Origin of the sequence: Gimesia chilikensis (assembly GCF_008329715.1) — a bacterium.
Lineage (GTDB): Bacteria > Planctomycetota > Planctomycetia > Planctomycetales > Planctomycetaceae > Gimesia > Gimesia chilikensis.
Window position 1 is genome coordinate 373,717 of sequence record NZ_VTSR01000006.1, and the last position, 26,288, is coordinate 400,004.

Sequence of the window (26,288 nt, forward strand, 5' to 3'; positions counted from 1 at the left end):
GATGACTGATCGGAGAAAAGCAACTGCAAAGGCTTCCCCGAAAACAGCTTCGAATTAGTTGCACTTCAAACGGGGAGTAACTTCTTTTACACTCGATACCACCCTATAATGTGGTGACACTTCACAGCACTTGAACCAGGCAGGCTCCCATCGCTCCACGAGGACAGGAGAACCACATCAGTAGAGTGTTCCTCGACCAACACGACCGGATTTTCGATATCCTGAATCTCAGAATTCACGACCTACAGGTTCTGTTAATTATATGAATAGCCCCGTCATCTATGACAACCCGGAAATTCTTCTGGATCAGAAATATACCGTCAGCGATCCCGAAGTCAGAGACATCCTGGCCAGCATCGGATTTAGCGACCAGGAACGTGCGCTGATTCGACTGCGGGAGCTGTGCACAACGCCCCAGATTCGTAAAGAATTAACCCAGATTCTGCCAACCCTGCTCCAGGCACTGACCGATGCCGCGACTCCGGATGGCTCCCTGATCAACTTCGAACGGTTTATGAACAGCGTTTCGGAACCCGAAACGATGCTCGAGTTTCTCACACAGAATCCACGAGCCGTCGAAATTCTGGTCCGGCTCTTTGTGGGCAGTCAGTTCCTCACGGAAATTCTCCTCAAGAACCCCGACTACCTCGAACGGTTGACCCGCTACAACCGGATTGCCGAATTCAAAAGTCAGCAGCAGTTCTTCTCAGAAGCCATGGCCATCATGCGGCAGGAGACCGGCAGTGTCGCCGAAAAATTCGATGCTGTCCGTCGCTTCCAGCGCTGGGAACTGCTCCGCATCGGTGCCTGTGACACTTTCGGGTTGATGGACCTCAAAAACATCACTGTCCAGCTTTCGCTACTGGCTGACGGTCTGGTGCAATCCTGTCTGACCGTTCTCTCAGAAGACATGGATCTCCCCCTGGATGACTTCGCCGTCCTGGCCTTCGGTAAACTGGGTGGTGAAGAACTGAACTACAGTTCGGACATCGACCTCGTCTTCATCTCCGGACAGGACTCCACCAAGTACTGGCAGCTCGGCCAGAAACTCATCAAGTCTCTGATGGAATCGACGGCCGAAGGCTTCCTGTACCGCGTCGATATGCGTCTCCGTCCCTGGGGACGCTCCGGTGCGCTGGTGACCACGGTCGACGCGTACGTCGATTACTTCGCCAAACATGGTCGCCTCTGGGAAAAGCAGGCGATGCTGAAAGCCCGCGTGATCGCCGGCAATCAGAAACTGGGCATGGAATTCTTCCGCCGCATCGAACCACAGATCTTCAACTGCGATTCAGAAGAAGTCCGCAAAAATGTGCTGGAGATGAAACAGCGGATTGAAGAGACCCTGAAGAAAAAAGGGAAGGAGTGGGGCGAAGTCAAATCCGGCAAAGGCTCTATCCGCGATGTGGAGTTCACGACTCAGTACCTGCAGATGGCCAACGGTGCGAAATACCCCTCGATCCGCAGCATCAATACGCTGGACGGGCTCGTGCGACTTGTCGATCACGGCCTCATCCAGGCGGATGAATATCGCCACCTGACCAGCGGCTATGTCTTCTTCCGAAAAATCGAACACGCGCTGCAGCTGATGCACTATAACCAGGAACATCACATGCCTACCGATGAGCGGGAACTGGCTTACCTCGCCCGGCGGCTTGATTTCCAGGACGGCAAACAGCTGGTGCAGTATTATGAACAGCACCGCAAAGCCGTTCGCAGCATCTACAGAAAATACATCTACGATCCCGCTGAAAACAAAACAGGAAAGCACTCCACGCATTCCGAGCAGGACAGCAATCCCATCGGGATGATGGCGGCCTCTTACACGAAAGTCTTTAATGAAGAAGAGACCGAGCAGCACAGCCAGATGGCACGCAAGCTGAGCGAGACCAACATCGTCGAGCTCGAAACGGAAAAACGCCCTAACGATCAGTTACGGCTGACCATGGTCGGCTTCGACCAGACCGGCGACCTGTCTCTGATTTGCGGTCTGCTGTTTGTTTACGGATTCGACATTGAGAAAGGGCACCTGTTTACCAACCAGAAGGTCAAACCGGCTCCCGCTTCCGGGCGTTCTACCAAACCGAGTGAGAAGACCAAAAACACCCGCAAGTTCGTCATCGTGCTGGATGTCAAAGCCTCCGGCCCTGCCGTGGAACCGAATATCTGGACCGACTACCGTAACGACCTTTCGCAGTTGCTGCACAAGGTCGAATCGGGGAATCCGCAGGAAGCGGTGGGAGAACTCGCCAAACGCGTCGCCGCCGGCCTGCACGATCTCGCGCAGGCCAGCCAGGTGCTGTACCCGGTTGAAATTGAAGTCGACAACGAAACCGACAGTCGGCACACAATTCTCCGCATCCAGTCTGAAGATACGACCGGCTTCCTGTACGAGTTGACCAACGCCCTCTCGATGAGCGGCATTGATATCGCCCGCATGGTGATTGATTCGGAAGGAACCCGCGTCAGTGATGTGCTGTATGTCACAGATGACAAAGGGGAAAAAATCAGTGCGGAAGCCCAGCAACAGGGGCTGCGTGCCGCCATCGTCTTGATCAAACACTTCACACACCTGCTCCCCCGCTCTCCTAATCCGGAATCGGCACTGCTGCACTTCCGCGAGTTTCTGGAGCATCTTTTCAAGCAACCCAACTGGGTCGAAGAGATTTCCTCACTCGAGCGTACCAGCGTGCTCAGTGCCCTCGCCCGCCTCCTGGGCGTCAGTGACTTCCTCTGGGAAGACTTCCTCCGCCTGCAGCATTCCAATCTGTTCCCCGTTGTCGCCAACGTGGAAGAACTGAAAAACCGGATTCCCCTGGAGGAACTTCAGGCCGAACTCACCGAAGAGCTCGCTGAGGCATCGACTCCTGAAGAACAGCAGGAACGGCTAAACGCCTTCAAAGATCGAGCCATGCTGCGTACCGACATGCGGCATATCCTGGGTCACATCTCTGAATTCGGCCAGTTCTCGGATGAATTGACCGATGTCGCAGAGGTCGTTGTGGAAGGTGCATACGAAGTCTGTCATCAGCAGCTACAGGAACGCTACGGCGAGCCGCAACTGGAAACAGGGGGCCCCTGCCATCTTTCGATCTGTGCACTCGGAAAGTGTGGCGGACGCGAACTCGGCTTCGCCTCTGACATTGAGCTGATGTTTATTTACGAAGGTTCCGGGCAGACGGATGGACCTGAAGTCATCACGAATAATGAATACTACCTGAAGCTGGTGGAAAAATTCACCAAGATGATTAAAACCCGCAGCGAAGGTATTTTTCAGATCGACCTGCGGTTACGACCGTACGGACAGGCGGGCAGCCTGGCTGTCTCAGCTGAAGCATTCCAAAGCTATTTCTCTCACGAAGGAGCTGCCTGGCCTTATGAACGTCAGGCACTGGTCAAACTCCGCCCAATCTCAGGTGATGTGGAATTTGGAAACCAGATCGTCCGCGCCAGGGATGAAATTATCTACTCCGGCAAACCGTTCGACGTCGCTGCCATGCTCGCCATGCGGGAAAAACAGATTCAGCAGCTCGTCAAAGGGGGAACTATCAACGCCAAGCTCGGGGACGGAGGACTCGTGGATTGTGAATACCTGATCCAGGGCATGCAGATCACTTACGGTCACCGGAACCCCGGACTGCGAACCACAAACACACTCGAAGGCATTGAGTCCCTCAAAAAACTGGGGCTGATCAGCCCCGACGACTTCTACAAACTCCGTGACGCCTATATCTTTCTCCGCAGGCTCATCGATGCACTCCGCATGGTCCGCGGCAACGCCAGGGATCTGACAGTACCCCCTCAGGATCAGGAAGAGTTCGAATTCCTCGCCCGGCGGCTCGGCTACGGTTCGCATACTGAGAAGCTCCAGGAAGAAATCTCCTCCACCATGGACTGCGTCCGCGACTTCAGTCGTCTGCTCGCCCCTATCAAAGCGATGACCATCCGCACCAACGGGTAAATTCAGGCGCAGATTTCCGATTCGCTGATTAAGTTCACAGGCAGGATTTGCCGGTTCGTTCTCATTTCTGGGGTCACTCTGAGGGCGCTTTTATCATAATGATCACAGCCTAAAAATCGCCCCGGCACGCCCAATTGCCCCTAAAGTCAATCACGGAGACCACTTACAACCCAATCGGTTTAATTGGCACAATCGATGCTTCTTAACATTTCTCAGACGCGGTCGCAAATTCAAAAACAACCGTAATCTCTTTTAAGGAATGGAAAGATGAAAAAGTTCATGATCGTTTGCGTTGCCTTGGCAGGTGGATTCGCAATGCTCGGAAGTGCCTCCACAGCGGAAGCGGGGGGAGTCAATTTCAGCCTGAATCTGGGCAACGGATATGGCTACAGTAATTATGGTAACTTCCGCGGCCGATATCGCTCATACAACGCACGCCCCTATTATCACGGCCGACGTCATTCTTACTGGCATGATACCAGTCATTACGACTATCATCCCGGTGGATTCTACCGCCATCGAAATCATTACCACTACCAGCCCGGTCACTACGACTATCATCAGTCAGGACACTGGGATCATCACTGATCCCATATCTCCTGTTCTTTAAAAGTGGCGCGAGAAACCCGGACAGATCGAACCCTCGATCTGCCCGGGTAGTCGTTTCAGGGCATCAACTCACTTGGCGGGAACATTCCACCAGGCGTTGGTCTGCTTTAACAGCTGTTGAACCAGTTCCGGATGCGCAGCCGCAGCATTGTGCTGCTCAAACGGATCCTGCGACAGGTTATATAACTCGGGCTTTTCTTCACTCAGCCGGGGTCCGGGGAAGATGGCTTTCCATTCTCCTTCGATACACCAGCGATATTTCAGGCTCGTAACCGGATCATCGATATCAACCATATCATGCTCGAATATCTCGCCGAAAATCGCTTTGCGATCTGTCTTGCCACCGTTCTGAATCACCTGCAGCAGATTGATTCCTTCCATGGCTTTGGTCGGTTTTAAACCGACGGCATCCAGAATTGTTGGTGCCAGATCGATACTGCTCACCAGCGTATCATACTCTGCCGGCTTAATTTTCCCCGGCCAGCGAAGCAGGATGGGGGTCCGGAGACCACCATCATAGGGACTCCGCTTCGATTTAGGAGCATAACGGAAACGACGTTTCATTTTCTTGCGTTCCGCTTCGGATTCGGGCACATACTGAATCCAGCCGTTGTCCGTCACGTAAACAACAATTGTATTGTCCGACAGCTGTTTCTGGTCCAGATAGTCCAGCAGTTGTCCGCAGGTCTCATCGAACCACTCAACCATTGCGTAATAATAGGACAGTTCTACTGGAGTTTCCGGATTAAGGTATTTCTTCAGAATCCGCTGAGGTGGATTGTGAGGAGTGTGGGGCAGGAAGGGCGCATACCACAGAAAGAAAGGCTCGTCTTTACATTCATCAATGAACTCATAAACGGGTTTCATTCCTTCCCGACCGATCTTCAAGCCCAGGTCACCATGACGACCTCCCCGTTTGGGGTCGCCATGTGTCATCGCCGAAGTGAAACCGGCCAGGCTGGGATTGCCTTCCCACCATTTGCCACACTGATAGCTCTTGTATCCCAGTTTGCCCAGCATTTGAGGCAGGCAGTCTACAGCGCGAACATGTTTCAGCAGCTTCTGGCGATCCATACCCTTGGGGGGATCATTCCCCGTAATCATATTCTGATGCGGATACAGACCGGTAATCATCGTCATCAGACTGGGGCGACACAGGCTGGTCGGAACATAACCACGCTTGAAGACGGCACTCTCCGCCGCCAGCTTGTCCAGATTCGGGGTTTTAATCTTTTCATGCTCCATGAAACCATAATCGTTCCAGGCCTGATCATCGGAAATGATCATCACAATATTCGGACGGGACGCGGCTTCAGCCAGTACATTCCGTGGAGCAGCGTAAGCCCCCCAGACCACCAGTACCACCAGCAACAGGTTTTTATACAGCTTCACGATGAACTCCTTTTGATACGAGCGCGATCAATGGCCTCTTCTCGAATGAACGCCGCCAGGGGAATGAAACAGGCGGGACAATTATTCGAAAAAAATTCTTTAAAATCCCCAACGCTGAATCTTATAATGACGTAAGGAACTGCAGAAGACATACACACAGATCCCAACCAAGTTCAACCCATCCTACCAACTACTTCACTAAGATCAACACCTAAAACGACTTACAACCTTACTCACTCCTGATCCCCGGTATCCCACTGAAGACCTGATTCATTCAGGATCAAAACGTTTTTGCCGGAGATAAAAAGATTGATAAATCAGAATTTTTCAAATGAGACATTCTTGATTCGATTTACTTGAGTGCGTTGACAGCGTGGAAAATGAGTATTCTAATGTAGTTACACAATTTGTTGTGATTTGAAAAACTCGAACTTCTTGTGATACGGGGCAACCACTGACCGAGGTTTCTGGCTGGCTCAAGTCGGGAGCTTCTTAAGTTAACTGTCACTTACTTTTTAGAAGAATATGAGGAATTTTATGCGGAAAATGATGAACGTAAAAGTAGCGTTGATGTTTGGCCTGGCGATCGCCGGACTGACTCTGATCTGTGGTGAAAAGCAGGTTGAAGCTCGTCCTAACTTCAAGAAAATCTGGGCAGACACATACCCCAACTCCAAAATGCTGATCGACAAAAAATGCGGCATCTGCCACCCTGGCAAGACCAAGAAAGAAAAGAGTGCCTACGGTCAGGCCGTTGGTAAAGGTCTGTCAAAGCGGAAAGAAACCGACAAAGAAAAGATCGTCAAAGCACTGAAAGATGCTGAAAAGATGCCAAGCCCCACCGAAGGTAAAACTTTTGGTGACTACATCGAAAAAGACGAACTGCCTCCCGTTGGAGAAGTCAAAGAGTAATTGACTCCAAGGAGTTGCTGACCTCAGTTTTTCCAACATTGAGTCGGGACGACTGAAGTTAAAATATCCAAAGCAGGGTAGTGACAATGGTCATTGCCCTGCTTTTTTTATCCATTCGCTGGCATGCTCATTCAAATGGAAGTCAATCACCAGGGGCAGATGATCGGAAGCCTGGCGTGAAAGCTGAGACCGTGCCAGCCTGGCCTGCTTTATACCAATCTCACCACGAATAAACGCTTTATCCAGCGTCCCCACAGGCATATACGCAGGAAACGACCGAAAGCGGGACGGCGGGCTCGTCACTTCCTGATATTCAAATTCAGAGAACTTCCCGTTCGCCAGGGTATTCCGCCAGTCGTTCGTGTCTCCCACGATCAGCGAAGGATGATCATTGCCTTCCCGAAACAGTCGATGCGTCAGCAGATGATTGATCTGCCAGTGACGCTCTTTTTCAGCCAGCCCCAGGTGGAAGTTCACCAGTTGAAAGGGCCCCTCGGGAGAGTCGATCAACACAATCTGGGCACCGCGCGCTTTCCGCCACTTATTGGTCAGCGAAATCTGATGCTGTGACAGAAACGACCAGCGGGAAAGGATCAGATTGCCGTAGCCCCCTGTCTTCAGCTTGACATTCAGCTGATACAGCGATTCCGGCATATTGAAGTAATCAGCAAAGATCTTCGGCTGGTTATTGAAGCGGGAACGTTTCACATTCCGGTCGACCTCGTGCAGGCAGATGATATCCGGATTTTCCTGCTCGATAACACCGATCACCCGTTCCAGTTGATACCGACGGTCACGTCCGCCGATCCCTTTATGAATGTTATAGCTCAACAGTCGCATGTTTGATTTGATTTTACTTGCCAGTGAGTAATGCGGGCGCAACCGGGATCACTCCCAGGTCTGTCGTACCGGGTTTAATTTTAAGCTTGAAGCGTCCCCGTTTCCAATCATCCCGGGCGGCCAGATATCCTGCTTTTTCATGCCAGAGCTGGAACTCCCATTCGCCCACAGGCAGATTCTGAATCTGGAATCGTCCCGAATCATCGGAAGTCGCAAAATAAGGATGATCCAGAGCCACCAGCCAGCCTTCCTGCCAGGGATGAATGCTGCAGCTCATCCGCAGCGGGAGCTTCTCACCATGCTCAAACTGATGGTCGAGTTTTTCTCCGGGGGGCAAGAGTTGATTCAGACTCATATTACGATAAGCCTTCACCTGAAAGCCGTGCGCACACAGATCTTTATTGACGGCCTGCAGCTTCTGGCGTTTAACCCACAGCCCCGCCACATGCGGCTGAAAAATGCAACCTTTATTTTCAATGGTGACCGACGCAGGCAGCTTGTCGTAGGATGAATGGATCTGTGCTTCCTTCATACGGGATTCCCGCAGGTAGATAAATACATTCGCCAGCCCTCCGTCTTTCCCGGTGACCAGCCCCTGATCGACAATCAGCTCGTCGAATTTACCACAGATCTCCTGATCCCGGTTGATATCGAGTTTCGCAGGTGTCTGTCGGTCGCCGGTAAACTTGAACTGCCCGGTTAAGTTCCCCCATTCTGCTGCCTGCACCTGTTTCACAACGCTTGAGGCGAGACTCAACCCCAGCAGGCAGCCTGCAATGACCAGTTTCGTACGATTCAAGATCTTCATCTCCTCTCAAGCGGATGGGGCTGACAGTACCCCGAACGCGGCACCAGCGTACAGGGAACTCACACTTCATATCTTACCGCCCTGCCCCCCTGGAGGAAAGATGCGCCGGCGGACTACTCCAGAAATAAAAAATGCCCCTCCGCAACAGTCATCCGCTGCAAAGGGGCATATCTCAAAGTTTCATTTCATTCCCTGAGGAATGATTGAAAACTGTTTTTTATAACAGAGGACCTTCCCAGTTGGTGAAGGCATCATCCATCATGTTCTCGTCCAGTTGAGCATCACCGACCAGATCCAGATCATCGTCAGCATGAGCGAAGACCAGTTCCCGATCCTCGATGTCCTGGAATTCGTTCTCAAAGTATTCTGATTCATACAGATCTTCAACCAGACTGCCGTCCAGAGTCTTCCGATCTACCAGCAGGTCCTGATCGTAGAGTGAAGGCTGAATCGCATCGTAGGAGACGGTCTGTGAAAGACCACTCTCTTCGGTGCTCTCTTCTTTCACCGGTACAACCACAACTGGTACAGCCAGGCTGACGGTCGATTCCGCAGCGAAGGTCTGAGCAGCTTCCGGACTCTGAATCAGCACCGGTTCGACAGGTTCCGAAGTCGGTGTTCCGTTTGTACCGAAGATCGGGCTGGCAGATCCGCTGCCGGAACCACCGGATGCATTTGCATACGATTCGAGCAGCATCTTGACATCCAGATCAGAGATTGCCTTACGGACACCCGGATCCAGCGTGTCATTCATCAGATCATCACCAACGGCAGGATCTTCGATGTGCAGACCTGTTGGATCCAGTTCGACGGTGAAGTCAGAACCGACAAAGGTCAGGTTTCCGTTTCCATCGTCATTGACCAGGTTGTTGAATCCGCTGTAGTAGCGGGTGAACCCGAGAACGTGACCGATTTCGTGCAGCAGTACGGTAAACAGGTCGTAGCTGCCACCCGTGGGTGCATCGGTAACATCGACGTGCCAGCCTAAGCCGTTGGCATCGTTGTCAATCACCACCCGACCGGCAACCGGAACACCGTCAACGTTGTATTCAGTTGTCTGGCCAGAACCCAGCTGAGCAGTACCGAAGTCCTGAACGATGATCTGAACTTCCAGAGGCTCATCCAGTCCCAGTGCTGCTTCCCAGGTATTTACGGCTGCTTCCACAACTTCGTCGATGGTGTCATCACCACTGTTGACTTCGAGTTGGGTTCCGATCCACTTCTGTCCGAAGTTGGTCGGGAAGATTACTTCCGAGTTTCCACCCTTCCGCTTGTTGTAGTTCGATGCGAGGTAAGTCAGGTCACGATAGTCGACCCGACCACTCTTATCGAAGTCCAACGCTGCAGCAAAGCTGGAAGAGGCGTTGATCACACTCTGGTTGTAAGCAGAGGTGAAGAAGACCAGGTCCTTGAAATCGATCGAACCACTGTTGTTGATATCATAGATCACCGGATACAGATCAGTTTCAGGCAGAGCCCCGACAGTCACAACAGCTTCACCAACACCAGAGATGTTGATTTCGGTGTTCTGGATATCCAGTCCCAGAGAGAGCGGTTCCAGTGTCAGATCGGTGGGATCTACTTCAACCTCGTCACCTGCCAGAGACTCGAACTTGATTCGAGCCAGCAGAGCGTAACCGGAACCACCAACGTTTGCCTGGTTTGTGCTACCGCCCAGGTTGCGAACAACGCCGGCTTCATCGTCAATAATCACAGTCCGATTGAAGTTGAAGTTTGAACCGAATTCGACTGAAGTTGCTGAGAAGTAAGCAGTGTTATAAGCGATGTTCGTCAGCACGTCGGAAATTCCGAAACCGCTGGCAGTATCGACCCAGACCTCAACCCAGAATGAATCCCATTCATCGAGCCAGTCAGCATTGCCCGGCAGGGCAAAGGTATGTCCGTTACTGGAGACCGTAGTCCGGTCTTTGACAACCGAAATCTGAATGTTGGTCTGTTCGTCAACGACGCTTGAATCACCACCTGAACCAAACAGCGGAGCTGCTGGTGGATCTTTCAGTTCGACGGCACCGATGTCGGTAATCGCGACAGAATCATTGTCGCCATCGACCGGACGGGGTTCGCCACGCTGATCGACCAGTGGGGCACCATTGTTTCGACCGGCGTCAATCGCCGCACTGCCGAACAGCAGTGTGTGAGTCCGGGTAGGACCACCATTATCCAGCAGGATTCCCAGCTTAGGATCAACGGGTGAGAGCAGTGAACCGATAATGTTTCCATTCACAGCATCGGTCAGTCCAGTGGCTCCTCCAATGTCGCCGACCAGGTTATTGAAGCTGGTGGCAGAGTCGTAGACACCGCCCAGATCAGGATTCCCCTGTGCTCCACTGTTACCAGCGACGATTGTGTTGACCAGGGTCACAAAACCGCCGGCACTGTTGGAAATACCACCGCCGGTCTGGTCAGCCGTATTATCGGTCAGCGTGTTGTTAACGACTGTCAGAGTTCCCTCGTTCAGGATCGCACCACCACGTGAACCGGAATGGTTGGCCGAGAAGGTCGTGTTGGTTGAAATAACAGTCCCTTCATTAAAGATCGCACCACCACGACTGCCGGACTCGTTCATGTAGAACAGAGACTGTGATACATCGAATGTGGCACCCGAGGCAACATAGACAGCCCCCGCACGAGCATCAGATGTGTTAGCTTCGAAGGTTGTGCGAGACACAGTTGCCGTATTCGTATACTGATAGATCGCACCACCCTGGAATCCAGCATGGTTGTTGATGAACAAGGCATCGGAGATATCCAGGCTGGAGGCACTCACGATTGCACCACCCAGGAAGTCCGAGTTGTTGTCACGGAAGATGATCTGATTCAGTGTGGTTGGCCCCTGAGCCAGGAGTGCACCACCATCATCGGCATCACCGTTTCGCAGTTCCATATTGGACAGGTTCAGAGTGACACCACCCGAAGTTTCGAAGATGCGATCCAGCTGATGGGCATCAATGATTGTGGTACCCGATCCCTGACCGAAGATATTCACTGACTCAGATATATCGAAGTCACCGGTGGCATTATTGTTTTCACCGGCTCCTGCGATTGAGATATCGTAAATTCCCGGCAGGAGGATAATGTTATCCACACCTGGTGAGGCATTCGCGGCGTTGATGGCTTCACGCAGTGAGGTCAGACCATCACCAGGATCGACGATATCGTCTGTCGTGTCGACTACGATCCCGTTGTCTACGATAGTACCAACACCAACCCCATCCAGAACATTCGCGTTCAACGGCGGATTAAAGGTATCATCGATTTCAACCGTGAAGTATTCATTGGGCTCGGTCAGAGCATCGTTATTCACAACAACATCGAATGTCACTTCAGTCATACCAGCTGGAATCACCAGGCCGTTAATGGCATTGGCTACATAGTCACTACCAGCCAGAGCTGTACCATCGACAGTTGTGATGTCAAAAGTAACATCGGCACTGGTCGCCTGCGATACCGTCACAGTAAATGTGAATGTGGTCGTTGGTCCTCCGTCGTAGTCTTCCGTCAGGGTGACGTCACTGATTGACAGCAGGGCAAAGTCATCATTTTCGATGGTCCCGATACCGGTCGCATCAGCGATGGTAGCATTACTGCTGGCATTCGACAGATTCACACTGAAGGTTTCATCTGCTTCAATCGCGGTGTCACCATTTACGACAACCGTAATTGTCTTTTCAGTTTCTCCCGGATTGAAAGTGATCGTCTGTGGCAGAAGCTGGACATAGTCCGAATCGGCGAGTGTCGCTGTCAGATCAGCCGTTTCCAGATCGACCGTTACTACACCCGCTACAGGCGTCGACAGCGAAACGGTGAAGTTGAAGTTGGTGGTCGTTCCAACCGGACCTTCATCCAGCGTTACATCGTCGATGGAGATAGAAGCCTCATCGTTCAGGATCGTCCCAAGTCCCTGGTCATCGGCGATCGCTGCCCCCTGGGCATTGAACAGATTGACGAAGAAGGTTTCGTGATCTTCGACGAGTGTATCACCATTCACAAGTACCCGGACGACCTGGGTCGTTTCTCCAGCAGAGAAGGTTACCCGACCTGTTGTGAAGGCATAGTCGATACCGGCGACTGCGGTGCCGTTGGACGTTTCGAAGTCGACAGTCACTTCGTCTACATTCGCATTCGACAGTGAGACCACAAATTCGAACTCGGTCGTACCGGCATTCGTTTCAACCTGGCTGACATCAGTGATGCTGATCGTCGGAGTGACGATTTCGAAAGCACCGATATCACTGGTTGTGTCTGTCGGACGCAGAGCCCCCCGCTGGTCGATGGTCACTCCATCAGTGTTGTCACCCGCATCAATGGCTAGACTTCCTGGCAGCAGAGCGTGGGTGAATGTGGGGCCGCCATTGTCCTGCAGCGGACTCAGGAACGGATCGATGTGTTGTGCGTTCGAACCGACAATATCATTGTTGAATCCGTTGATAAAGCCGACTGCAGTACCGCGGGTACCAATCAGGTTGTGTCCCTCAGAGGTGAAGGAACCTTCAACGTCGTCTCCGCTCACCAGCGAATCGTTTCCGGCGATGATCGTGTTTTTGACTTCGACGGAAGCGGTTGCAGCAACAGAGTAGATACCACCACCTGAACCTTCGGTCGTGTTGTTATAGATGGTGGTATTGTTAATGGTCAGCTCACCAGTGTTGTGAATACCACCACCTTCTTTACCGGCTTCGTTCCCGGAAATTGTCACGTTGGACAGATCGATTGTGTCCTCGTTCAGCAGACCACCACCACGGGTTCCGGCAAAGTTGTTGGAAATCGTGCTGTTGGAAATCGACACGCTACCGGCTGCCACTGACGGAGTCTGGCCAGTCACAGAAATCGTGTACTGCCCCAGGCTGCCGTAATCGGAATAACCAGTTCCCAGGACGTCGCCTTCACCTGTACCTTCGATGGACAGGTAGTAAGTACCAGCTCCCAGTCCGGAGAAGGATGCATTCAGAGCACCAATGGGGTTACTCGTTGCAATCTGAGTTCCGCTGGAATCGTACAGGACGGCAAGAATGTCCAGGTTCGGGCTCTCGAAGAATGGATCGATGGTGACATCGCCACCCGTGGTTGAGAACTCGAAGTAGTCCACATCGGTATTTCGTTCAATGATACCGGAAGCCGAACCATCTGTGATGGTAGATGCAAAGCCAATTGTGCTGGCATGATCATCGGCCCGGTAACCAAATCCGTTCTGGGTTGTGATGATACTCAGATCGTCTTCAGTGTTGTCAGCATCGGTGTACTCACCCTGGCTCCACTGAACCAGATTCTGGTAGTAACCAACGCCCATAATGGGAGCCCAGCCGGTTGTACCACTGCCATGACCGTCGTAATACTCGAGCACTGAAGTACCGTCGTGGAATAAGCCCAGCGTGTGTCCGACTTCATGGCTGACGGCTTCGGAAACACCGATTAGACCAGTATTGAATACATAAGTTGGTGTATCGACGTTGTCGTTGAACGAACCAACATAGGCGACGCCCCCGGCATTGCTGTACCAGGTGTTCGCACCAATTACCACACGGATACCCCAGCGAGAGTCTGACGCATCAGTTCGGATCAGGTCGCTGACAGGTGGCTCCGCGGTCGTCACATTGACATTGAACGGCGCGAAGTCCTCGACAACCCGCAGCCAGGTACGCTGAATCACTTCGATTTCAGCCAGGCTGAATGTACTGGTATCGCCATCAGTATCGTATGCGGGTGTCACAACGGTACCGAAGTCGGTATTCCACTGTGTGCCCGTTGTCGTGTGGCCATTGAAATCGAGGTAAATCGTGTGGTTGGCACCTGGGAGCGAACTCAGATTAAATGTATCGCTGACAGGGAACGGAGGAGCTTCGCTCAAGACAGCAATTTCGGAATCACCGTAATCGTACTTAGGCAGCACGTCGATGTCGTACCCGGAATTGTAAACCGGATAATCGTAGTCAGTGTCTGTGTCTCCTGCCACGTACTCATTGGAGACAGCAGGTACAACATTGGTTACGTTACCACCTTCACCATTCCCGACCGCAGCCTGGTCCGAAACGAAGACACCACCACCGGCGACCGTTGCAGTATTACTGTCGATCGTCGTATCGGTGACTTCCAGGGTTCCCCCTGTAGAGTTGTAGATACCACCACCGTTTTCAGCATCGTTATAAGAAATCTCACTCAGAGCAATGCTTAAGACACCGGGGTCATTATTAAAGATGGCACCACCATCGGCGATTGCAGTGTTGTTGTGGAAGAAGCTGTCCGTCATGATCACGGTACCGCTATTGAACAGGGCACCACCGCGGTTCGCGAGGCTGTTCTTAATCTCTACATCTTCCAGAGTCAGATTACCGAAGTTGAGGATGGCACCACCGTCTTCGACGCGTGTGACATCACCATTCACGAGTGTGACCCCGCGAATCGAAACGTTAACACCTGCGAAAATCTCGAAGATTCGATCCAGGTAATCTGCATCAATCACAGTTTTGCCCGAACCAGCACCGATGATGGTCAGGTCATCGGTAATATCAAGGTCACCCCAGTAGGCGTTACCTTCACCCTGACCGAACAGCGAGAGTGTATAGACTCCGGTTCCCAACAGAATCGTGTCAGCACCAGCACGAGAGTTGGATTCAATAATGGCTGCCCGCAGAGTACTCTGTCCGTTGACATCGACGCTCACGCCATCACCGGGGTTCGCATCTACCGAGTCTCCGAAGCCGGTTACGATGTAACCAGACTCGAAAGCTCCGATATCCACAATGAGTGAACCATTGCCGTCCCCGTCAAACAGACGGGCGAAGCCCCGCTGGTCGTCAGTGGGAGCGTAGAAGTTATTACCTGCATCGCGGGCCAGACTTCCACCGAGCAACTCGTGAGTGAAGGTGGCACCACCGTTATCCTGCAGTGCTCCCAGTCCCGGGCTGACCGGAGTCGCAAAGGTACCCACAATGTCACCGTTAACCCCATCGGTGAAGCCGGTTGAAATACCGCCGACACCGATCAGGTTGTTACCGCGTGAATCAAAGTCGCCGGTCACATCCGGACCGGGTGAAGTTGTCGAATTACCGGCAACGATGGTATTAGCCACAGTCACATAACCATCGAGGGCATTAAAGATACCACCACCGGCGATCGAGGAGTTATTGAAGATCGTCGCGTTGGTGACTTCGATACTACCTTCATCACTGTTGAAGATACCGCCACCATTGTTACCAGCTTCGTTGCCCGAAATCGTGGCATTCACGACGCTGGACGCTTCGAAAGAGTTGTTATACAGACCACCGCCATCACCGACAGCAATGTTGTTGGAAATGGTGCTGTCGAACAGATTCAGTTGGGCAACATCATCGTTAAAGATACCGGCCCCGTTCAGAGCACGGTTTCCGTCAACAGTTGTCCGTTGAACGTTAATAATGGCACTGGAGGTATTATAGATACCACCACCGTCGCTGCTGGCAGTGTTCTGCAGGACATCTGACAGGTCCAGATTGATGACCCCCAGTTCCTGGTTGTAGATACCAGCACCGGAAACGGCGACGTTGTTGATGAAGGAGCTCTCGCTGATCGAAACCGTTCCTTCTTCCTGATCGTTATAGAGACCACCACCAAACTGCTGGGCTTCACTGTCACGAACGGTTGTACCGCTCAGGATCAGGGAGACACCAAAGTTGGCAATCGCACCACCATCACGATCAGCTGAGTTATCATCGAAGAAACCATCTGTAATTGTCACTTCACCAGCGGTCGCATTGTACAGACCACCCCCGTCAAGGTGAGCGGTGTTCGTCAGGATTGAGACATCCGTCAGTGTTGCGATACCACCGTCGTTGTAGATACCGCCACCACCCAGAGTGGTCGTGTTTCCGGAAACAGTTGTCCGGGAGATAGTCAGCGATGCTGCTTCTTCATTGAAGATACCACCACCCTGATTCGCGGTGTTGCTGTTTACCTTACTGTCGACAATCGTCAGGCTGGCCAGGTCGTTGTTATAGATACCACCACCGTCCAGTGTCGCCGTGTTACCGGAGATGTCACTGCGGGTAATACCGATTGTGGCCTGCAGGTCATTATAAAGACCGGCACCATCGCCACTGGCTGTGTTACCAGTTATTGCAGAATCGACAATCGTGACCTGTGACTGGTCGTTGTTGTAGATACCACCACCGTCAACGGCGCTGTTACCCGAGACCTGACTGTTGGAGAGATTCAAAGTCCCCTGCTGACCCAGTTCTCCGTTCAGGATACCACCACCGTTGAGTTCAGCAGTGTTACCTTCGACAGAAGTATTCACGAGCGAGAGCGTACCAATGTTGCGAATACCACCACCGCTGGTTCCGACAGCATTACCGCCGGTTACTGTCAATCCCTGCAATGTCAGATCGGCACCGGTGAAGACATCGAAGACACGATCGTCCAGCCCGGTAGCATCGATAATTGTCTGTCCGCTGCCAGCTCCCAGGATGGTCAGTGTACCACTGGTATCGGTAACGTCCAGGTCACCTGTGAAGGCATTGTTTTCACCAGCACCTGTCAGCGTCAGAGCATAGGTTCCGGATCCCAGAATGATCAGTGAATCACCTGCCAGAGCGTTGGCTTCCATGATCGCGGCACGCAGGGTGATATTCCCGTCTGCATCCGCGGCAATACCATCACCAAGGTTGGCATCGACGGTATCCAGGTCACTGTTGACGAAGAAGGTTCCGAATTCAACAGCTCCGATGTCTACGGCTGATCCCAGCACCCGCTGTGAACCACGCTGTTCCAGGGCATCGATATCTGTGTTGATACCTGCATTGATGGCGACACTTCCCAGCAACAGGGCGTGTGTCAGAGTCGGTCCGCCGTTATCGGCCAGATTGGAATCCAGCACGACCGTCGGATCAATGACACCCTGGATGTCCAAGGCTCCCAGTCCGGTCGCAGTTCCGACCACACCGACCAGGTTTCCACCCAGGCTGTTAAAGGCCCCCTGCAGGTCGGCATCACTGGCAGCAGTGTTGTCCAGAATCAGATCGTTCTGCAGAATTGTCGTTCCGGAATTAGAGATCGCACCACCGAAGGTTCCCGCATCGTTCTGAGTCATCGTGTTGTTCACGGCACTCAGAGTGGCAGTGTTACGAATCGCACCACCGCTGCGGTCTGCCTGGTTGCCTGAGAATGTGCTGTTAGAGAGCTCTACATCACCGGCTGCCGCATTGAAGAGGGCACCACCATCACGTTCTGTGGTGTTTCCATACAGAGTACTGCGAGAAATCTGCAGTGAACCGGTATTGCGGATACCACCACCGCTACCGCCGGCACTGTTATTGGAAATCGTACTGTCGACGATGATCATCACCCCGGTATTGTTGATACCACCGGCACTGTCTTCAGAGACGTTTCCGGTTACTTCAACATTTGACAGAGTTGTAGTACCACTGTTGCGGATACCAGCACCGTCTGCACTACCGGTCAATGCACCGTTCGTGATTGTCAGATTTTCGAGGTTCAGCGTAACGCCGGCGAATACCTGGAAGATACGATCCAGGGCTCCTGCATCGATCACGGTGACTCCGACTCCCTGACCGCGAATGGTCAGGTTGTCCCGGATATCGAGGTCGCCGGTCGCTGACAGATCTTCGTCGAAGCCGGCGATGCTCAGTACATAAGTACCAGCTGCCAGTTCGATGACGTTTGAACCAGCCAGGGCATTCGCTTCCTGAATTGCTGCACGCAGTGTCTGGGTACCTGTGGTCCCATCACCGACGATCCCGTCGCCAGCGAGGGAATCAACACCGTCGGTGAAGACAGGGGTTCCACTTGTCAGGTCGATGGTATCACTGGCAATCCAGGATTCCGATGCGTCATCCAGCATGGGATCGAGTGTGGTGAAGCTGCGGATATTGGAACCTTCAGCAACCAGGGTCAGTGTATAATTACCGTAAATCCCAGTCACAGAGCTGAGGTCAATCTGGTACTGGCTGCCGCTCACTGGAGTGACAGTCAGACCGGCCAGCGAGACGTCCTGTCCATCCAGTTTCAGGCTGAAATCGGAAATATCGACACCCGTAACCGCTTCATCGAAGGTGACTGTCACCACCCCGGCATTGGTAACCAGAATCGGTGGGAGATCTTCGATGGTTGCTACCGGGCCAATACCGCCGGTACGCCAGCTGTCGGAAGTAACAGCGGTAAATTTATTTCCAGCAAAGTCCTCAATTGTACCGTCAGCCAGCAGATTTAGAACGTAGTCCCCATCTTGTGTCGTCACGGTACTTAAATCGATCTGGTAAGTCGAATCGTTAACCTGTGACACAGACAGAGATGCTAATGAAATCGGTACCTGACCGCTGCCATCGTCGAGCAACAGTTCAAAGTCGGTGATATCGACGCCGGTCACATCTTCTGAGAAGTTAATTGTCACGACGCCTACAGCGGAACCGGAAGGACGTGGATCCGGAGTAATGTCCTGGATACCAGCCGTCGGAGCGATGACTTCGACACCTTTCTGCCAGGTCTCGGAAGCAGGCCCGGAAGCTTCATTACCGGCGATATCCTGAACGGCAGAACCTTCAGAGTGATACGTCAGGGTGTAGATACCGTTGTCATCAGCCAGCGATCCCAGCACGATATTGTACTGTGAAGCGGTCACGGGAACCAAAGTCGCTGAAGTGGTCGAGAGATCGATTACATTGCCAGCGGGATCAGTCAGAGTGAAATCAGACAAGGCCAGTCCAGTTACATCTTCTGAGAAATTCAGAGTGACAGTAAAGCCAGGAGCAGGTCCGGAAGGAACCGGATCAGCGACGTTCACAAACTGAGCGATCGGAGACAGCGTATCGTTCACCCACATATCCACTGCATCAGCAGCCAGGGCGTTGCCAGCCATGTCGGTAATCGAAGATCCTGCAGCGTTCAACGTCAGCTCGTAATCACCAGACAGGCTGGTCACTTTGCTGATATCCAGAATGAACTGACTGCCTGTAACCTGAGTCAGTGTCGCGGGAGTAGAAGCCAGGTTAATCGGCGTTCCCCCGTCGATGGTGACTGTGAAATCGCTGAGATCAACTCCCTGCACATCCTCGGAGAAGTTGATCACAACTTCACCAGCCGCTTCACTCCGTGGATCAGGCGAAACATCGACGATGTCAGCCGTTGGAGCGGTGGTATCAACGGTAAATCGCTCTATATCACCAAACTCGAGGAAGTTGGTGGGCGATGAACCAAACAGAGGCGAGAACGGACTGATGTATTTCGCGTCGGAAATGGAACCATTATTAACCAGCCGTAACTGATATTCGCCTTCAAGTCCGGTAACCGAGCTGAGGTCCAGTTCAAAAGTACGGGCATTGATCTGAGTGAGCATACCCGCATTCAAAGCGACAGCGATGTTATCTCGTAACAGCACAAAGTCAGAAATATCGACGCCATTGACATCTTCTGTAAACGAGATCGTCAAAGGATCGGTGATTGCACCGGTGGTCGGATCTGGTACTGCGACAGAGATATCTGCCGTCAGGAAGGTACTGGTAACAGGAGCCAGGAAGGTATCATCATCAGGAGTCCAGCTGTCCCAGCCAAAGCTCAGTTCGCCAAAGATGTTTGCTCCAGGGTAGAGTGCCTGGAATGTAAAATCATCCCCCTGCTGGAAGCCGTTACCTACTCCATCATAGCCCTGGGCGATGCGGAATGTGCTGACGCCCATACCATCGTAAAGGAATGCGCCGGTATTGTTATTTGACCAGGTACCACCGCTCAGGATCGCCCCTAACTCAGCGCCTTCAGTGCTTCTCAATGTGAAGTTCAACGAGTCGATCACATCGATCACAAACACGCCGTTCAAGGGGTTGAGGAACGTATAACCCACACCAGCTTCAAAAGTGATCGCATCGGTAATTTCGACGGTCGCACCACTGGTCAGACCGTGAGGTAACGCAGTTGTCACCTGGATTGGACCACCGGGTGTCGAAACATAAGCATCAGCGACATTTCCGACTGCCGTTGGTGCTTCGTTGGGAGCACTGAATGGGGCAAGATTTGTACGTGATGCAACTCGCTGTGCATTACGCCGGCGGGTTGCGGAAGTAAAAGGACCATCCGGGTTAGGAGCCGGCGTTCCGTTACGAAGACGCGACTTGAACACCGATTCCGCATTGTCGTAATAAGCACCGTCATTAACAACATTCAGACCATTACCGGTATTGTCTTCGAACACCAGGTTCAAACGAGCCAGAGGGTCACGACGGTAGGAGCTCAGAACACGGAAAGCCGGGTTGGCGTTGATATCCCAGTTATCGACGGTCGTTGGAGGATCGACTGTCGAGGTGAATGATTCAACGTAGAAATCTTCACCAAAGTTACCTTCAAATTCGTTGCTGGTGACCGAGACATTCGAACGACCGTTACCAAAATCGCTGCTACCTTCCGCCCCGACACTGGCAGTTGAGCCGGGTGTCTGGCTGGTGTAGCTGGTGCTGGATGCCATGGTACCGATTCGCAGTACCAGACCAGTTGTGGTGAAGTTACTGTTAACACCGTTGTCCTGAATGTAGTTGCGATCGATCTGCAGCACCATGTCTGCATGCGAGTTGGTTACGCTGCCCGTCGCGTCCAAAGTTGCGGTACTGGCAGCATCCTGATCCTGTCCGCGTGAAGCGGTCGTAATCACATAGAAACCTTCCAGGGCATTTGAAACAACACGGTTCGCCCCAGTTTCCGTTCCATCACCAAAGATGAAGTCGGAATTCGCCATTTCTTCTGTCTGCAGGTCAACACCACGGCCGCCGTTGTTATCGATGAAGTTACCGATGGCGGTAACACTGGTCGTGGCGCCACCAATGCCCACACTGGTGGTGGAGTTCAATTCACTGAAGTTGATGACGTTCGCACTCAGAACTTCCAGACCGTCGGCCGTGTTTTCGGTAATGATATTATTTCGGATGAAGACGACCTGGTTATTCGAATTGATATCAATCCCTTTACCGTCGTTGAAGGCAATCAGGTTCTCATCGATTGAGGAAGACAGCCCTTCACCGGTGATTTCGATACCGCCGGTCGAGTTTGACAGAATCGAGTTATTGGCAATCTTGACATTACCATCGATCCGGTCGAAGTGAGCCGCGATCTGAATACCGTCGTTGCCGTTGTTCGCAATCATGTTACCGCGATCAGCGCCGGTTACAGGATCAACCCCGTCCAGACCGATGAACAACATGTTCCGGTTACCAATTCGACCGGAAATACGCACACCATGCGAAGCGTTTTCGCTGATGGTGTTCTGGATCCAGGTACCGGAAACATCGCGGCGGTCTGTTCCGAAGTAGCTGGTGGTACGAGTGGTCGATTCAATACCGTTAATACCGTTCAGTGTCACCTGGTTGTTAATGATATCCGCAAAGATCGTCGCATCCGCCTCGGCGTGCAGGCTGATCCCGTCCCGAGCGTTGGTGTTGATCACGTTATCTTTGATCTCAAAATCGGTTGTTGTCAGGTTACCGTTTTGAGCCAGGATATCGATACCATCACTGTTTCCGCTGATGGTATTGCTGTAAATCATCACAGCCCGTTCTTCACCCACGATCGGATCAATCACAGCACGGCCAACGCGAGCATCATCTTCACGGTGGAAGTTAATACCATCGATAGAGTTGTTGGCGATGACGTTATTGGAAATCTGAGTCCGATCGATAATCGTCGATTCTTCGATGTGAATGCCAATACCATGACCGGCGTTACCCAGTCCCCCTGTTCCGGCAGCATTGGTACCCAGGTAGTTGCCGTCGATCACCAGATCACGCAACTGATTGAAGGCTTCGAAGCTCACGTCGGTACCATACAGGTCGATATAGATGGCATCACCAGCGTACGGTGTTGTCACATTCGTATCATTGCGGGTCCCGGTAATTGTGTTGTTGGTGATGCTGACATCACCGGTTGCAGTGTCTTCCATATTGACCGCGATGGCTGCACCACGGTTGTCGTCCATCGTGTTGCCGTCAACAGACAGACTGAAATCGACACTCTTCAGACTCGTAAAGTCAGAAGCGGTCAGGTTAATACCCTGGGTATTATTGGAGCTGATTGTATTTCCGACGATATCACCATAGAAGGATGTGTACATCGCCAGATCGATTTCAATACCGGCTCCCGAGTTACCTGTAATCAAGTTGCCTCGAATACCGCGTTGATAACCACCGACATTAGTCGTTTTGGTTGTAATCGCAGGTGAAGTTCCGCCGGTGAGTCCGCTGCCATCAGCCAGAATCAGTGGCACATTGACAGACGCCAGGACACCAACATATTCAATTTCAAAACCAGTCAAGGCATCGCCGCGGACCATCACATCACCTGGGTTGATATTCCCCAGTGCTTCCAGTGCTGTGATAATCACATCAGCGGTCGCATTGTAAGCAATGGAACCAGTTGTCTCGCCGTCAAAGGTGAGGGTAAAAGTACCACCCGTTGGTGCACCGCTGATCGATACTTCCTGAACCTCGTTGTCTGAAGTCCCTTCGGTAATGGTCGTCACAGTCGGAGCAACCAGCAGCAATCCAGTCGGATTAACAGAAATCAGAGGACCGGCAGGGTTCGCACGGAAGTCACCTGTAAATTCGATGAAGAATCCGCTGGCGGATACGGAACCAGTCACAATAACGTTTCCGACGCCAATGGTATCCAGGCTTTCCAGGGCCGCCTGAACTTCGGCTGCAGTGGCATCAAAATCTACCACAACCGGACCATTGGTGCTGGCACCGAAGTCAAGTTCAATGGTTCCGCCCCCGGGAACACTGGGGAAGGCAATATTCTGAATTTCGTTCACGCCAAAACCGTTAGTCACGGTAGAAGGCGTTACGTTCACAAACGGTTCCAGAGGACCAGAGAGTACATCACCCGCGATGATAAATGGGGCGGTGAGATCAAAATTACCGACCTGAGTTGAAGGCTCAATGTCTTGTGTAAACACATTCGCGATCAGCAGCGGAACGTCAAGATTACCGAAGTCTCCGGTGAAGGTGATTAAGAACCCGCTGCTGTAGTTTCCGGTTACCGTGAAGTCGTTACCGGTCGTCGCTGAGGGCAAGCCTTCCAGAGCTGCATCGATGCTCGCTACAGTTACGGATGGATCGGAGTCAAAGGAGATCGGTGCAGTGAGTTCACCCAGGAAGGAAAGCGTGAAGGCAGCTCCCAGAGGCGGATTCGTAATAAACACACCGGCATTCGGACCAATCGTTTCAAACGTAAAGGGAAATGAACCGGTCACGTCTTCAATTCGCAGGATCTGCTGCTCGTTATTACTGACTCCCCCTTGAGCAACCTGGCTGATTACAACTTCATACCGCAGTCCAGACGCATCCACAATAATCTGTGGGATGTCTACATCTGCCAGCAATCCGGAATCCAGGAAGATGACATCAAAGCCACTACCACTCACGACAACCTGAACGGCATTTGTTCCATACCCCTGGTTGTTGGCGATCGTGTTCAACGCGTTCTGAATGCTTGTTGCAGCTGCAGCTGTTGGCTGTGCTGAAGTGTAAGGCAGATTCACCTGCTGCCCCAGGAATGTCAGGTCGAACGAACCGAAGGTAGGTGACGTGGGGAAATTCAATTCCAGGTGCTGAATTTCGTTGAAAGCAATTTCAAAGCCACTGGCAAAATCGCCTGTTACAATGAAAGTCCCCTGGGCACCGGTACTGCTTGATGCGGAAGGCAGTGCTTCCAGTGCAGCGTCAATGTTGGCTGCCATCACCAGCGGATCGGCGTCAACTACTATGTCTCCAGTGGTCTCTCCCTGCAGAGTCAGGGTGAAAGTACTTCCGGGTGTGGGATTCTGAGGATTACCGAAAACATCGTTGAAGGTGATTGTCTGAGTGCTGGGCTTATTCGGATTGAGCTCGGTCGGACCAAACGTCACGTTGACAAACAGCCGTAACCCGGAAGAATCAACAGTGATCTGAGGAATGTTCAGATCATGCAGAGAACCGGTATCCAGGAACTGGATATCGAAACCATTACCATTCACGACCACGTCGACCGGAGTTCCCGCAAAGCCGAGGTTATTGGCAACCAGATTCAATGCTGCAGCAATGTTAGCGGCAGCGGTAGGACTGGCTGGATCAGCATCACTGAATGGCAGGATAATCGGCTGTCCAAGGAAGTTGATCTGGTAGTAACCGAAGGAAGGAACGCCAGTCACTTCAAAGTGCTGCAGTTCGTTTACATTGGAAAGTGTATCCTGAGACACTGTAACCACGGGTGGGTTACTGGTGAAACCGGTGGTATCGACGGTCAGCGGATTGATGTTCAGACCACCAACCGCATTGACGAATTCGACTTCGTAGCCATCCTGGAAGTTACCATTGACCAGGATGTCATCAAATTTGATGTCGGTGAAGGCAGCCACCATAGCAGCTTTAACCTGGGCTGCTGTTGCTGTGTGGAGGATTCCAGCTGTAGTTTCAGTCACACCATTTCCGCCGGTATAGGAAATGGTGTAGCTTCCCCCTGATGGTTCGCCGACAAAGGTAATCAGCTGAACTTCGTTCCGTGCAGAAGAGAAGTCGATTCTGTCAGTCGATCCCGGAATGCCGTCATAGGCGGGTACACCAGGTGCTCCGTCGCCGGTTGGTACCGGGTTGGTGGTGGAGGGAGTGAAGAAGATCCCGTGTCCGGTGTTGGCGGAAATACTGTTTCCGGAAATATCACCAGTCAGGTCACCGTCTGTCTGATCGAATACAATCCCGTGCCCTGCGTTGGATGAGATGGTGTTACCGGTAATAGAGACAAACTGATCGACGTTATTCAGGTCCAGGCGAACTCCGTCACCTGCAGTATTACCACTGATCTGGTTTGTCTTGATGTACAGTTCGGTCAGGAGTGCTGCACCACCGTCTTCGGTATCATCGACATTGATGTAGACCCCCTGAATGTTGTTGTTATTCGTCAACCGCAGTTCTTCGGCAACTGAATCCACAATGTTGACGCTCACACCGTCATTACCGGAGGTACCGGCGATTGTGTTGTCTGCCATGGTGGTGTGCCGCAGAACAGACCCGTCTGCCACATCGATTGAGACACCGTCGATGTTCGACCGACGCAGTGAAGTCTCTTCGATGGTCGAAGCACTCATCCCCACAGTCACCCCGGCACCGGCCTGGCTGGAAAGACCAGAGTCGATAATGTTGAACTCGTTGAGGATGACGTTGGTCAGATCGAGGTTGAATGCGTTTCCAAATCCAGCGGTGATCGTCGAACTGTCGATGGCGATGGTATCGGCCAGCAGGTTGGACAGTTCGATATCGATCCCGACTCCGGCATCCGCGTTGATCGACACATTGTCAAACAGAACCTGGAACGGTTCGGCGAACGTCAGGTTGTCCAGATCGATGGAGATCGCGGACCCCGTGGAAGCATCAATATTCAGACCTTCGAACAGGATCGTGTCGTAGTTGGAGACACCGTCGGCATCTGGGTCCAGTACCGAGTTATTGAGAGTCACACCCAACCCCGGAGTGATCTGATTGATGATCAACGAGGTCAGAAGGGTCCGGTCTTCCAACTGCTCAATGGCAACCCGACGCTGAATCCGCTGACGCGCCATTGAAGGACCACTTCTCAGTTGAAGTCGACGACGAGGATTTAAGGTCGCCTTACGGCTTTTTTCGAAAGCAACTCGCATCGACTCAACCCAAGATGTCAGTAACATCTGCTGTCTCCCATAAACTCTAATTTACCAAGGCATTGTACTGTGAATGGTGTAAGAATGCTTCTTTATTCACTCGATTTCAG

Annotated in this window: 7 protein-coding genes; 3 read left to right on the plus strand and 4 right to left on the minus strand. The window is 52.2% G+C overall.

Annotated features, from left to right (window positions below):
* Window positions 1-262 precede the first annotated feature (262 nt).
* Window positions 263-3,961, plus strand: coding sequence for a [protein-PII] uridylyltransferase family protein (locus FYZ48_RS08570; RefSeq protein WP_242022500.1), 3,699 nt, complete (start codon window positions 263-265; stop codon window positions 3,959-3,961).
* Between the two features lie 267 nt (window positions 3,962-4,228).
* A complete protein-coding gene (locus FYZ48_RS08575) occupies window positions 4,229-4,549 on the plus strand; it encodes a hypothetical protein (protein WP_198422194.1) in 321 nt (106 codons plus the stop codon).
* A gap of 90 nt (window positions 4,550-4,639) precedes the next feature.
* Here FYZ48_RS08575 and FYZ48_RS08580 read toward each other — a convergent pair whose 3' ends face one another.
* Entirely contained in the window at window positions 4,640-5,962 is a 1,323-nt protein-coding gene (locus FYZ48_RS08580) for a sulfatase family protein (protein ID WP_198422195.1), read from the minus strand.
* A gap of 546 nt (window positions 5,963-6,508) precedes the next feature.
* Here FYZ48_RS08580 and FYZ48_RS08585 point away from each other — a divergent pair.
* On the plus strand, window positions 6,509-6,874 hold the full coding sequence (locus FYZ48_RS08585; RefSeq protein ID WP_149339365.1) for a hypothetical protein: 366 nt from the start codon (window positions 6,509-6,511) through the stop codon (window positions 6,872-6,874).
* A 90-nt stretch (window positions 6,875-6,964) separates the two neighbouring features.
* Here FYZ48_RS08585 and FYZ48_RS08590 read toward each other — a convergent pair whose 3' ends face one another.
* From FYZ48_RS08590 to FYZ48_RS08600, 3 genes are all read right to left on the minus strand, one after another.
* The gene (locus FYZ48_RS08590) at window positions 6,965-7,714 is read right to left on the minus strand and encodes an endonuclease/exonuclease/phosphatase family protein (protein WP_149339367.1); all 750 of its coding nucleotides are present in this window, start codon (window positions 7,712-7,714) and stop codon (window positions 6,965-6,967) included.
* Between the two features lie 13 nt (window positions 7,715-7,727).
* Window positions 7,728-8,513 (minus strand): hypothetical protein, encoded by a 786-nt coding sequence (locus FYZ48_RS08595; RefSeq protein ID WP_149339369.1) that lies wholly within the window; start codon window positions 8,511-8,513, stop codon window positions 7,728-7,730.
* A 226-nt stretch (window positions 8,514-8,739) separates the two neighbouring features.
* A complete protein-coding gene (locus FYZ48_RS08600; protein ID WP_149339371.1) occupies window positions 8,740-26,205 on the minus strand; it encodes a choice-of-anchor Q domain-containing protein in 17,466 nt (5,821 codons plus the stop codon).
* Between the last annotated feature and the right edge of the window lie 83 nt (window positions 26,206-26,288).